Annotated in this window: 13 protein-coding genes; 11 read left to right on the forward strand and 2 right to left on the reverse strand. The window is 41.1% G+C overall.

What is annotated here, in order from left to right:
* The first annotated feature begins 21 nt into the window (after positions 1–21).
* The 9 genes from safA (at position 22) to yajC (ending at position 8,955) form a co-directional block, all read left to right on the forward strand.
* Positions 22–1,812: a SafA/ExsA family spore coat assembly protein gene (gene safA / locus ABES02_RS17640; RefSeq protein ID WP_430137622.1), complete on the forward strand. Its 1,791-nt coding sequence runs from the start codon at positions 22–24 to the stop codon at positions 1,810–1,812.
* The gene (locus ABES02_RS17645; RefSeq protein ID WP_430137625.1) at positions 1,799–2,788 is read left to right on the forward strand and encodes a phosphotransferase; all 990 of its coding nucleotides are present in this window, start codon (positions 1,799–1,801) and stop codon (positions 2,786–2,788) included. Before safA ends, ABES02_RS17645 begins: the two co-directional genes overlap by 14 nt.
* A gap of 88 nt (positions 2,789–2,876) precedes the next feature.
* Positions 2,877–3,620 (forward strand): YhcN/YlaJ family sporulation lipoprotein, encoded by a 744-nt coding sequence (locus tag ABES02_RS17650; protein ID WP_430137628.1) that lies wholly within the window; start codon positions 2,877–2,879, stop codon positions 3,618–3,620.
* Between the two features lie 247 nt (positions 3,621–3,867).
* Positions 3,868–4,407: a BofC C-terminal domain-containing protein gene (locus ABES02_RS17655; protein WP_430137631.1), complete on the forward strand. Its 540-nt coding sequence runs from the start codon at positions 3,868–3,870 to the stop codon at positions 4,405–4,407.
* A gap of 262 nt (positions 4,408–4,669) precedes the next feature.
* Positions 4,670–5,281, forward strand: coding sequence for a Holliday junction branch migration protein RuvA (ruvA, locus tag ABES02_RS17660; RefSeq protein ID WP_430137634.1), 612 nt, complete (start codon positions 4,670–4,672; stop codon positions 5,279–5,281).
* A 10-nt stretch (positions 5,282–5,291) separates the two neighbouring features.
* Positions 5,292–6,293, forward strand: a complete 1,002-nt coding sequence (gene ruvB / locus ABES02_RS17665; protein WP_430137637.1) for a Holliday junction branch migration DNA helicase RuvB — start codon at positions 5,292–5,294, stop codon at positions 6,291–6,293.
* 56 nt (positions 6,294–6,349) lie between these two features.
* Complete coding sequence (gene queA, locus ABES02_RS17670; protein ID WP_430137639.1) at positions 6,350–7,378, forward strand: tRNA preQ1(34) S-adenosylmethionine ribosyltransferase-isomerase QueA; 1,029 nt, start codon at positions 6,350–6,352, stop codon at positions 7,376–7,378.
* 128 nt (positions 7,379–7,506) lie between these two features.
* Entirely contained in the window at positions 7,507–8,646 is a 1,140-nt protein-coding gene (gene tgt / locus ABES02_RS17675; RefSeq protein WP_430137642.1) for a tRNA guanosine(34) transglycosylase Tgt, read from the forward strand.
* 30 nt (positions 8,647–8,676) lie between these two features.
* Positions 8,677–8,955: a preprotein translocase subunit YajC gene (yajC, locus tag ABES02_RS17680; protein ID WP_430137644.1), complete on the forward strand. Its 279-nt coding sequence runs from the start codon at positions 8,677–8,679 to the stop codon at positions 8,953–8,955.
* A gap of 40 nt (positions 8,956–8,995) precedes the next feature.
* Here the strand turns inward: yajC and ABES02_RS17685 are convergent, their stop codons facing one another.
* A complete protein-coding gene (locus ABES02_RS17685) occupies positions 8,996–9,355 on the reverse strand; it encodes a TIGR04086 family membrane protein (RefSeq protein WP_430137646.1) in 360 nt (119 codons plus the stop codon).
* A 234-nt stretch (positions 9,356–9,589) separates the two neighbouring features.
* Here ABES02_RS17685 and ABES02_RS17690 point away from each other — a divergent pair, with 234 nt between their 5' ends.
* Entirely contained in the window at positions 9,590–10,249 is a 660-nt protein-coding gene (locus tag ABES02_RS17690) for a DUF421 domain-containing protein (protein ID WP_430137648.1), read from the forward strand.
* Between the two features lie 39 nt (positions 10,250–10,288).
* Here ABES02_RS17690 and spoVB read toward each other — a convergent pair whose 3' ends face one another.
* On the reverse strand, positions 10,289–11,842 hold the full coding sequence (gene spoVB / locus ABES02_RS17695) for a stage V sporulation protein B (protein ID WP_430137651.1): 1,554 nt from the start codon (positions 11,840–11,842) through the stop codon (positions 10,289–10,291).
* A gap of 138 nt (positions 11,843–11,980) precedes the next feature.
* On the opposite strand from spoVB, the gene ABES02_RS17700 reads away from it, so the two are divergent.
* Positions 11,981–12,277 (forward strand): post-transcriptional regulator, encoded by a 297-nt coding sequence (locus ABES02_RS17700; RefSeq protein ID WP_430137654.1) that lies wholly within the window; start codon positions 11,981–11,983, stop codon positions 12,275–12,277.
* The last annotated feature ends 29 nt before the right edge of the window (positions 12,278–12,306 follow it).

Below are 12,306 nucleotides of genomic sequence, written 5' to 3' on the forward strand. Positions count from 1 at the left end.
TGCCATAGGAGGGAAATCAGAGTGAAGATCCATATCGTACAGAAAGGGGATACTCTTTGGAAGATCGCCAAGAAGTACGGCGTGAATTTTGAAGAGCTGAAAAAGATGAATTCACAGCTCAGCAACCCTGATATGATTATGCCCGGAATGAAAGTAAAGGTCCCAACTTCAGGTGGAACGATAAAGAAAGAAGCACCGATGGGGGCCGCTAAACAAGGGACTACAATCAATATGGGAACAAAAAAAGAAATGCCGATTGCTGAGAAACCGTTTGCCAAAGAGAAGCCAATAAAGGAAGCACCAATCAAAGCAGCACCAATCAAAGAAATGCCTATTAAAGAAACGCCTATTAAAGAAACGCCTATTAAAGAAGTACCAATTGCTAAAGAAAAACCAATCATCAAAGAAGCACCAAAAGCACCTTATACTCCAAAAATGCCTCTACAAGTAGTCCCAGAAATTGATATTAACAATTACTACATGATGAACATGACAAATATGGTTCCACAGCCCCAGCTCCCGCCTAAACCAACCAATATACTTCCAGAAGTAAAAGAAGTACCGAAGAAAGAAATGCCGATAAAAGAAATGCCGATAAAAGAAATGCCGATAAAAGAAATGCCAATAAAAGAAAATCCGATTCCAGAGCCAGTAGTTGAAGCACCAATCCAGATGCCGGTACAAGATTGTGTTCCAATGACTCCAGTCATGCCAGGTCCAGGATTTTGTCCACCATTTGGCGGCTTCCCTATGCCTCCAATGATGCCATATCCACAAATGCCAGGTGCTATGATGCCAGGAGTACCAGGAGTACCAGGAGTACCAGGAGTGCCTGGATATGGTCCAGTAGCACCAGGTGTTGCGCCAACTGTTGCTGGAGCATCCTATATGCCGCAGCAATTTCATGATGAATCTTCATCATTTATGCCGCAAATACCTGCAATGAACCCTGCTTTTAATCCAGGCGCTGTCCAAAATCCAGCCTTCCAGCAGCCTTTTGTAGACCCTGCCGCATACGGTCAGGCACCGGCAGGTTACGGGCAAATGCCGGTAGGATATGACCCAATGCATACAGGATATGGACAAATGCCACTAGGTTACGATCCGCATTCTGGATACCCTGGAGCAGTACCAGGAGCCTATCCAACTGCGGTGCCAGAAGGATACCCTGTTGAAAGTCCATCATCAGCATTCATCGGAGGGCACAACCCAGCTGCATTTGCTCCTGGAGCGCCTTATATGCCTGGTACAATGTATGGAAACCCAGGAATGGTAAACCCATACGGAATGGGAGTTCCATATGGTCAAGTTCCGTATGGATATCCACAAACGGCTCCTCAGGTAATGGGCGTTGAGTCACCTGGATTTACAGGACCTGCTTATGGTACACAAATGCCATTTATGCATGAGCCTTATCCAACGCAAGGACTGCCTGTTGGAACAGGTGCTCTAGAAGACTGCGGCTGCGGGTCAGTGCCAGCAGGAATGCCAACAGGAATGCCAACAGGAATGCCAACAGGAATGCCAACGGAAATGCCAGCAGGAATGCCAATGGGAATGCCAACGGGAATGCCAGCAGGAATGCCAGCGGGAATGCCAGCGGGTATGCCAACAGGAATGCCAGCAGGAATGCCTCCTAATGTACCACAAAATGTGCAGCCAACTTTTGTTCCTCCAACACCGCCAATTTATAGCGCGCCATATTCTGGACCTGTAAATACTGCCCAGCCTCCATTTATGAACCCATATGGAATGGGGCCGGTTGGTACCAATCCTTATGGAATGCAAGGGTTCCAGGATGAAAGCAGTTAATAGTATGGTTAACAATAAAGGAGACGATGATTACTTTAATCGTCTCCTCTCTTATTTTCGGTCACAGTTTATGGAAAAAATAATTCAAATGGTTCCGATTCGAAAATCTGTTTTATTTTTAAAAACAGAAAATAATACTTACATCATGAAAGGGTACCATTCTAACAGCAGGCTCAGACTTCAAGAAGCTTTTACCCGTACTCTTTATAATGAAGGGTTTAAGAAGACCTATAAATTTCTTGCTCCAACCGTTAGAGAACAGCTATTTTTTGAAGGAACTTATTTTGGCTGTATTGAATACATTCCTCCGAATAGAACCTCTTTTTCCTTTCATACGGAGAAAAATCGGCAAGAGGGATTAGAGCTTTTAGAAAAATTTCATGAAACGACCTCCTCCTTTGAAGCGCGTTATAGAACCTTGCTTCCGAAAGGAGATATGCTTGGAAAGTGGTCAGAGCGGTTCAATATTTTTTCAAGCAATCTTCCCTTCGTCAAATATTTCTTCAATGAACCGTTTATTTCGGAAATGCTATCATGGGCGGAATGGTCACTCGCCGGTATGAAAAAGGACCATTTCTTTTTTAAAAATGAACCCTTTGTGATATTGCATGGCGATGTAGCTCATCATAATTTTTTACGTGACCGAAACGGAACGCTGCTTTTGATTGACTTCGATTTAATCAGCATCGGCCCCGCATCGTATGATTATTTACAATATGCGAATCGAATTCTGCCTTATTTGGAATGGTCGTATGATAAGCTTCATCAATATGAACCCATCAAGAACTATTTACATGAAAAAGCATTTTTATATGCATTAGCTTATCCAGCCGATATTTTTCGGGAGTGGAATCGAATCATTAGGGAAAAATCTTATACCGATCATTTAAAATTGAAACAGGTGATGGACTTAACGATTAGTCAGTTTTACACTAGAAAAAAATTTATCGACCGATTAAAGGTTTTGGTGGATTAATGAAAATGAATGAAAACCCCTAAAAAATTGCACCCTAGTAATGAGCATGTTAAAACATGCTCAGGATGAATTCAAGGGGGTTTTTCGCTTGAACAAGAAACAGTGGATGATTCCTCTTTCAGCCGTTATGATGCTAGGACTTACTGGCTGCAACAATGATAATAAGAGTGAAAGTGCAAATCAAGGAAATAATAATCTGGCCCGCCCGATGGGATATTACTCCAATGAAAACCACCCAAACAGTAATTATGGGTATTTAAGGGACAATGATGGTGCTTTCACGGAAATGATGGATCATACACTTGGGGAAGAGGACGGAGTTGTAAACCAGCAAAAAAGAAACCTGCTGCAAACTAGAGACGAAAATGGCAACCCGAAAAATCCAACGACTCCTTTAGCAAAATCAGACCGGAATTTTTTCCAGCGGGATAACCGGTTTAGTAGAAGTGATATAAATTACCACGGTCACTTGAATAAAAATATCGGGAAAACTGGTGAGGCAACAGATAAACATGTTCAAGAGAACATAACGGACGATATCAGAAACAAAGTAGCAAACATTGATAATGTTCAGACTGTAAGGTCCGTTGCTTATGGAAACACTGTCATTGTTTCGGTAAATCTAGTCGACAGGGACAGGGAAGCTGAAACAAAAAGGGCTATTAGGAATGCGGTGAAACCTTTCGCGAACGGAAAAAGCGTAACGGTCATTACTGATGAAGGTACCCTTGGCCGCGACAGGAACATCAATAATGATGTCCCGCAACGCCAACCGAAGGCTAATAAGGACCGCCGCCAAAACGAAGAAGTACCTGAACGATATTCTAAATAAGACAAAAGGGTGAAGCTTAAAACCTGGCTTTGCCCTTTTTGTTGTCCAGCTACAGAGCCTAGCCCCTCGGGGTCAAATAACCTTCGGCAATAAAAGTCAAAAAGACGACTTTTTTGCCGAAGAACATTTGCCTGTCGGGGCTGGTTAAGGCGCTTCCGCTTTTCTAATTTTTCGGATAAAAAGGGAAAAATAGGCTACACTAGAACTGTAAAGTTTGTTCAATTTATAACAAAAAGAGGTGAGTAGCATGAGGTTCAATTGGAGGGTATTGTCTCGGTATAGTTTATCGGTATCTTCTGTTTTTCTAGTTATTTTTTTCAGCAGTGTTTTCGAAATGACAGGTTCTGCCGCACAAGTCGAAGACCGGCAAAATATGGAACCTCTGCACCTGACGGTTATTTTAGAACGACTCTATCTGGACGGAGAAATAAGTCAAGAAGTAGTTCACGAGACGAGCTGGTCTATGGCGAATTTCTGGGCCAAGTATGATCAGTGGCGGCTAACGGAAATGGATGAATCCACTTTTGTTTTTAGAAAACAAGTCGATGATATTTCACCGTTGCTTAAGGCAAATGGCTTTTTTGGAATTACCGACGATGGGATATTGACCATTTTTAATGGCAGACCAGACCGATCACGGATTATTCAATCATTTTTTCAAATAGATATAAAGAAACTAGAAAGTAAGAAACAAGAAGAGTTAATTCAAGGAATCCCGATTAAAACAAAAGATCATTATGTTGAAGTTTTAGAAACTTTTGAGCCTTATTCGATTAAAAAAGAATAGATTTATTCATAAATCAGACTGATTGTTTAAATTCAGGCTGATTTTTTTCGAAAATTATATCTTTCGTCCTTTTATTTGCGTTAAATTAAGGTTTATCTGCGAAAACTCTAGCTTTATCTGCGAAAAACGAACTTTTATCTGCGAAACCAGAAACGCTGCATCTGAATAGTTTGATTAATCTCTAAACTGCGATTTTCTTCATCTCCCTGCAATTCTTATGTTAAAATGAAAGATAGCGTGAAAATCAGGGGAGAGAATACGATTGTATGAATTTATAAAAGGGGCCGTTGATTTTGTCGGGCCCGAATATATTGTCATCGAAAATAATGGAATTGGCTATCAAATCTCGACACCCAATCCGTTTATTTATTCTAGCAAAATGGAAACAATGGTAACCGTATATACCTACCACTATGTTCGTGAGGACATAATGGCGTTATTTGGGTTCCAATCAAGAGAAGAGAAAAAGCTTTTTACCAAATTGCTAAATGTTTCGGGGATCGGGCCGAAAGGGGCATTGGCGATTCTTGCTTCTGGTGAAGTCCAGCAGGTTGTGAATGCCATTGAAAATGAAGATGAAGGCTTCTTGGTTAAATTTCCAGGGGTCGGCAAAAAAACAGCGCGGCAAATGATTCTTGATTTAAAAGGGAAATTGCAGGATGTCGTACCAGACTACTTCCCTAACCTGTTCAATGCAGAAACACTTTCACTACATACACAAACAAGCAATACGGCCTTTGAAGAAGCCATTCTTGCTTTAAAAGCATTGGGCTATTCTGATAAAGAAATTAAGAAGATATCACCTGAATTAAGGAAAGAACAGATGTCAACCGATCAATACATTAAACAGGCCCTTAAGCGCCTTTTAAAATAGGTGATAACGTATGGATGACAGGATTATTTCTAGTGAAGTGAATGAGAGCGAAATAAGCTTTGAACAAAGTCTCAGACCGCAAACCCTAAAGCAATATATTGGACAAGATCAGGTCAAAGAAAACCTAGAAATCTTTATTAAGGCCGCCAAGCTTCGGAAGGAAACCTTGGACCATGTTCTCCTTTATGGACCACCTGGCCTGGGGAAAACTACTCTTGCTGTCATTATTGCCAATGAAATGGGCGTCAACATACGGACCACCTCAGGTCCTGCGATTGAGCGCCCCGGCGATTTAGCGGCAATATTAACCGCACTTGAGCCCGGTGATGTACTTTTTATTGATGAAATCCACAGGCTGCCGCGAACGATTGAAGAGGTCCTGTATCCGGCGATGGAGGATTTCTGTCTGGATATTGTGATCGGAAAAGGCCCAAGTGCAAGGTCCGTACGGCTGGATCTCCCACCGTTTACATTAGTCGGGGCCACAACTAGAGCTGGGGCTTTATCGGCTCCATTACGCGATCGATTTGGAGTTTTGTGCCGGCTCGAGTATTATAAGGAAGATCAGTTAAAAAGTATTGTCGTGCGAACGGCTGACTTATTCGATACGGAAATTGACGAGCAGGCTGCTGGAGAAATCGCCAGAAGGGCAAGGGGTACCCCGCGGATTGCCAATCGTCTGCTCCGAAGAGTAAGAGACTTTGCTCAGGTAAAGGGGGACGGTTCTATTGGTCTTACCCTTGCAAGAGAAGCGCTGGAGCTTCTGCAGGTAGACCGGCTGGGCCTCGACCATATTGACCATAAGCTGTTAAAAGGGATTATTGAAAAATTCCGTGGCGGTCCTGTAGGCCTTGATACCATTGCTGCATCAATTGGGGAAGAAGCGGAAACAATTGAAGATGTATATGAACCTTATTTACTGCAAATTGGCTTTCTGCAGCGAACTCCACGGGGCAGAGTAGTAACACCAGCCGTTTATCTTCATTTCGGGATGGAAATCCCCGCACAGTAACCAAAACAAAACTGGACCACACTTTTTGAAAACGTTAATGTAAGGATGTTATTAATATGAAAGTAGATTTGTTTGATTTTCATTTGCCTGAGGAATTAATTGCTCAAGTCCCGTTGCAAAACCGGACTGACAGCAGACTGATGGTTTTAAATAAGGAAACAGGCGAAATAAAGCATGAAGTTTTTAAAAATATTATTGAGTATTTGCGTGAAGGGGATTGCCTTGTTCTAAATGATACAAGGGTTCTTCCTGCACGCCTTTTTGGCGTCAAACCGGATACCGGAGCTAAAATAGAAGTGCTGCTGTTAAAACAACTCGAAGGTGATCAATGGGAAACACTTGTGAAACCTGCAAAAAGAGTTAAAGAAGGAACGGAAATTGTATTCGGAGACGGGCTTCTTAAAGCCGTTTGTACAGAAACCTCTGATCATGGCGGTAGAGTCATGGAATTCAAATATGATGGCATTTTTTATGAAGTTTTAGACCAGCTTGGAGAAATGCCGCTCCCGCCATACATAAAGGAACAGCTTGATGATCGGGAAAGATACCAAACCGTTTTTGCCCGTGAACCTGGATCTGCGGCAGCACCAACCGCAGGTCTTCATTTTACAGAAGAACTATTGAATGAAATTAAAGAAAAAGGTGTTCATGTCGCCTTTATAACCCTGCATGTCGGCCTTGGAACTTTTAGACCGGTAAGCGTCGATGATGTTGAAGGACATGATATGCATGCAGAATTTTATATGGTAACAGAAGGAACGGCACGGCTCCTAAATGAAGTCAGAGACAACGGCGGAAGAATTATTACCGTAGGTACCACCTCGACACGGACGTTAGAGACAATTACCTCCCAAAATGATGGCCAGTTTATTGAAGGCAGCGGTTGGACCAGTATTTTTATTTATCCAGGGTATGAATTTAAAGCAATTGACGGGATGATTACAAATTTTCATTTACCTAAATCAACGCTGATCATGCTTGTGAGTGCTCTAGCTGGTAGAGAAAATGTGCTGCGCGCCTATAACACAGCAGTGGAGGAGCGGTACCGTTTCTTTAGCTTTGGCGATGCCATGTTCATCATTTAGCGGAAAAGGGGCGGAGCGCCGCGTAAGTAAATTACTATAGTAAAGTTTGCTATAAAACATACATTTTTCACTTTAAATAGGTTTTTGCTTAGCTCTGCTCACACCGCCTTTAGGAAGGAGATAACAATTTGACAGCAATTCGTTATGAACTAATTAAAACATGTAAACAAACAGGGGCCCGGCTAGGAAGAGTACATACCCCGCACGGGTCGTTTGATACACCGGCCTTTATGCCGGTTGGAACGCTTGCAACTGTAAAAACCATGTCCCCAGAGGATTTAAAGGAAATGGGTGCTGGTATTATTTTAAGCAATACCTATCATTTATGGCTTCGACCTGGGCATGAAATCATCAGAGAAGCAGGCGGTCTTCATAAATTTATGAACTGGGACCGGGCTATTTTAACAGATTCCGGCGGTTTTCAAGTGTTCAGCTTAAGTGAATTCCGCAAGATTGAGGAAGAAGGGGTTCATTTCCGCAACCATATGAGTGGGGAAAAATTATTTCTATCACCTGAAAAGGCGATGGAAATCCAGAATGCCCTTGGCTCGGATATCATGATGGCCTTTGATGAATGTCCTCCATATCCGGCAACTCCAGAATATATGAAAAAATCAGTCGAGCGGACCTCTAGATGGGCCGAGCGTTGCTTAAATGCACATCAGCGGCCAGAGGACCAAGGCCTTTTTGGAATCGTTCAAGGAGGAGAATACGAGGACCTTCGCCGTCAAAGTGCGAAAGACCTCGTTTCGCTGGACTTCCCAGGCTATGCGGTGGGCGGATTATCCGTTGGAGAGCCAAAAGACGTTATGAATCGTGTGCTAGAATTCACTACACCATTATTACCAACCAATAAACCGCGCTATTTAATGGGAGTAGGTTCACCGGATTCACTCATAGATGGGTCCATTCGCGGAATTGATATGTTTGACTGTGTATTGCCGACAAGGATTGCAAGAAATGGTACACTAATGACAAGTTCAGGCCGCTTGGTTGTTAAAAATGCTCAATTCGCAAAAGATTTTGGTCCCCTCGATCCTGAATGTGATTGCTACACATGCCGAAATTATAGCAGAGCCTATATTCGTCACTTAATTAAATGTGATGAAACGTTTGGAATTCGTTTAACGTCTTACCATAATCTCTATTTTCTGTTAAGATTAATGGAGAAGGTCAGACAAGCTATTATGGAAGACAGGCTTGGTGATTTCCGTGAAGAATTTTTTGAGCAATATGGCTTTAATAAGCCTAATGCGAAAAATTTCTAATAGATTTTTTTGTGAAAGGAGGGAAACAAGATGCAAAACATGACTACACTTATTCCATTAATTTTAATGTTTGTGTTATTTTATTTCTTATTGATTCGACCGCAGCAAAAGCGTCAAAAATCAGTTCGTCAAATGCAAAGTGATTTGAAAAAAGGGGATAAAATCGTCACGATTGGCGGCTTACATGGTTTTATCGATTCTATCGATGAGAGTAAAGTCGTTATTAAATGTGGAGATGGCAGCCGTCTTACTTATGACCGCAATGCTATCCGTGAAGTAACTGAATCCTCAAAAACTGCAGAAGTGTAATACAAAAAGGAAGCCGCATCAAGTGGCTTCCTTTTATCATTTATGCATGACGGGTATTATTTGTGGCAATATTTACACCTAAGATACCACCCATCATGGCAATTAAAGTATAGCAAGTATGATAAATAACCTGTTGGGCATTAAACAAATGATCATAGCCCAAATATTGAAACAGAAAAACAATTAATGAATAAATAAGCCCTGTTGTTCCTCCGATTAGCCAGCCCTTTTCTTTTCGTTTCCCTCCAGATAGAAAGCCGCCTCCAAACAATGCGATAAATGATAAGGCCGTAATCACATATTGAAGCGATCCTTCCCGTGCTGACGTAAATCGTAAAATAAACGCAAAAATCAGGCTGCAGACAGCAGCGAATGCAAAGATAAAGATTAATCCAAACAAGATTGAGGTTCCAAAGCTTTTAGATTCGATTTTTCTCTCCCCCTTTAGTCGCCTTAAGGCTGACAACTTGCCTTTAGAGACAGTTTCTTTCCTAGTACAAGCGTATTCCTGATGGGGGAAAAGTAGAATTAAATTTCATTACTTTTGCTAAATAAGTTTGGTATTTTATTCCTCTAATTATCCGCTAGAAACTGCAAACAATAATTTTGAATGTAAAAAAAGGGGCGGAACGAAGTGGAAGCATATATAACGATTGTGTCTCGGACAATTCTTTTTTACGTACTCATTTTGCTCATCTTTCGAATGATGGGAAAACGAGAAATTGGTGAATTAAGTATCCTCGATCTTGTCGTTTTTATTATGATTGGTGAACTGGCAGTTGTTGCCATTGAGAGACCGAATGTTCGCTTGCAGCATGCAATTGTACCCATGGTTTTATTAATGTTCATTCAAATCATCATGGCGCTTATTTCTTTAAAAAGTAAACGATTTCGTGATTTAGTTGATGGAAAGCCAAGCATTATTATTAATAGGGGGAAAATAGACGAATCCGCCATGCGCAAACAGCGTTACAATTTTGATGATTTAATGACCCAATTACGAGAAAAAGACATCCGCAGCATCGCTGATGTAGAGTTTGCAATTCTAGAATCTTCGGGAAGTCTGTCCGTGATTGAAAAATTAAAAAATAGCAATGAGGCACCAAAGCAAGGAGATATCACCATCCCGTTAATAATCGATGGTTCTATCGAGGAAGAAAATTTAAAACGAATTAATAAAACCAATCTGTGGCTGCGCCAGGAATTAAAAAAAAAGGGCTACCGCGATGTGAAAAAGATATCGTTTTGCAGCTATGAAAACGGGAAATTCTTTATTGATTTACAGGACGAATAAAAGGAGACACGCTCTAAACTAGCGTGTCTCCATTTATTCTTATCGAAAAATAAAAAAGTTTCGTATCCAAGGAATTCGCTGTAGATCTTCTTTTTTGAGAAGACCGAATATAATCAACATAATAAAATACGATATACACATCCCTAAAATCGAAATTAAAACCCGAAGCGTTAGCGCTTCTTTTAAGAGAAGATTCTCAAATAGCCAATAGCCAATGCATCCCGAGGCCCCCATGACGATAAATCCTTTCACATATTCGTGAATATAAAAGGAGAAGGCAACCTTTTTCATTACTGTGGCAAAATGAAGGACAGTTACTAAAACAAAACCGACGATAATCCCAAGAGCTGCTCCGGTAATTCCAAAGGTTGGCTGTGAAGCGAGCAAAAAGATGACAGCTGTTTTTACGACAGCTCCAATGAGACTATTAATCATCGCCGCTCTTGCAAGATTTAAAGCCTGCAGCACAGCCTGTAATGGGCCTTGATAATAATAAAGCAAAAAGAACGGAGCCATAATTTGAATAAAATAAGAGCCCTTCGTGGAGCCGTACATGAGCTCCATGAGCGGGCTGGCCAAAACATAGAGGATGATGACTGCCAGTCCACCTGATAAAAAAACAAACCGTAATGCTTGCTGTAGTCGGTATTCAATTAATTTATGATTATTTTTAGAATTAGCTTCACTAATTGCTGGAACAAGTGAAGTGGCTAAAGAAAAGGTAACAAATGAAGGCAGCATTAACAGCGGCATAGCATAACCGGTTAAGGCTCCGTATTGCTTCGTCGCATCCATCGCAAGAACACCTGCTAGGGCTAAGCTGTGGGCCACAACAATTGGTTCGAAAAACCAAGCTAATGATCCAATCATTCTGCTTCCTGTAGTAGGCAATGCGATTTCCATTAATTCAGTAAAGGTCCGTTTTCCTTTATGAACAAATTGAAAAAAGTCTTTCCTTAGTCTAAATCTCTTTTTTAATTTAAACATGGTCAACAGATAAACTAATGATAGTAACTCACCTAATACGGAAGCGGCCATGGCGGCTGCGGCTGCATACTCAACCCCATAGGGGAGGAAGGTTTTTGTTGCCGTTGCGATAAGCGTTATTCTTACCAGCTGTTCAAGTATTTGAGAAATGGCAGAGGGCCGCATGTTTTGCCGCCCTTGGAAGTATCCTCTTAAAACAGATGATATCGCGATGATTGGCAGTGCAGGCGCAATCGCGATTAATGGATAATACGTTCTTTTGTCAGTGAAAAGTGTATTGGATAGTACTGGTGCAAGGAAAAGTAAGACAGGTGTAATAATTATCGAGAGGCCAATGGTGATGGCAAGAGATACGACAAGGATTTTTTTTATTTCTGCATAATCTTTCCGTGCCTCCGCCTCGGCAATATTTTTAGAAATGGCAACTGGAAGACCCAGCTGTGTAATCGTTACCACGAGGATAAACGTAGGATAAGCCATCATATATAAGCCAACGCCCTCTTCACCGATGCTGCGAGCTAAAACAATTCGATAAATAAATCCAAGGACCCTGGTAATAAATCCAGCCACTAATAGGATAAAGGTCCCTCTTAAAAACTTCGACATTCCACTTCCCACCTTCTCAAAATAGGCGTTATCATATACAATTAACTATATGCATCATAGTGGACAAAGCATGACAAGTTGTATCGGCTTTTTGCAAAGGATCATTAACTTTAGGGACTTCTATCAGGGGGTAGTAGAATGGATAATAGCCATAAATTTGATCATTTTCGGACCCAAGTACAGCCGGCTTTAAGAAGTAAACTTTTTGAGTTCCGCTTACTAGGAATTGACTCTGTGACAGAAAAGGAGCTTTGGGATTTTTTAATAAAGAAAAAGTGGAAAAAGGTAAAGGATGAAATGAAACTGTACGAAATGATCCAAGAAATCCTCTCAGTTAAAGTTAGTGATTATATGAACTTTGCAACTATTGAAGCCTTTAAATCAAATGAGTTCTCTTTTGATGATGAAAATGAATGGAAAGAGCTGCTGAAATAATTTGTAAATTGACACACTTTCTTACTTAT

Origin of the sequence: Neobacillus pocheonensis (assembly GCF_050477905.1) — a bacterium.
GTDB lineage: Bacteria > Bacillota > Bacilli > Bacillales > Cytobacillaceae > Neobacillus > Neobacillus pocheonensis_A.

Excerpts from the sequence above, each read along its gene's own strand:
- queA (WP_430137639.1), top strand. The coding sequence starts at position 6,350 with ATGAAAGTAGATTTGTTTGATTTTCATTTGCCTGAGGAATTAATTGCT.
- ABES02_RS17700 (WP_430137654.1), top strand. The coding sequence starts at position 11,981 with ATGGATAATAGCCATAAATTTGATCATTTTCGGACCCAAGTACAGCCG.
- yajC (WP_430137644.1), top strand. The coding sequence starts at position 8,677 with ATGCAAAACATGACTACACTTATTCCATTAATTTTAATGTTTGTGTTA.
- spoVB (WP_430137651.1), bottom strand. The coding sequence starts at position 11,842 with ATGTCGAAGTTTTTAAGAGGGACCTTTATCCTATTAGTGGCTGGATTT.
- ruvB (WP_430137637.1), top strand. The coding sequence starts at position 5,292 with ATGGATGACAGGATTATTTCTAGTGAAGTGAATGAGAGCGAAATAAGC.
- ABES02_RS17645 (WP_430137625.1), top strand. The coding sequence starts at position 1,799 with ATGAAAGCAGTTAATAGTATGGTTAACAATAAAGGAGACGATGATTAC.
- ABES02_RS17655 (WP_430137631.1), top strand. The coding sequence starts at position 3,868 with ATGAGGTTCAATTGGAGGGTATTGTCTCGGTATAGTTTATCGGTATCT.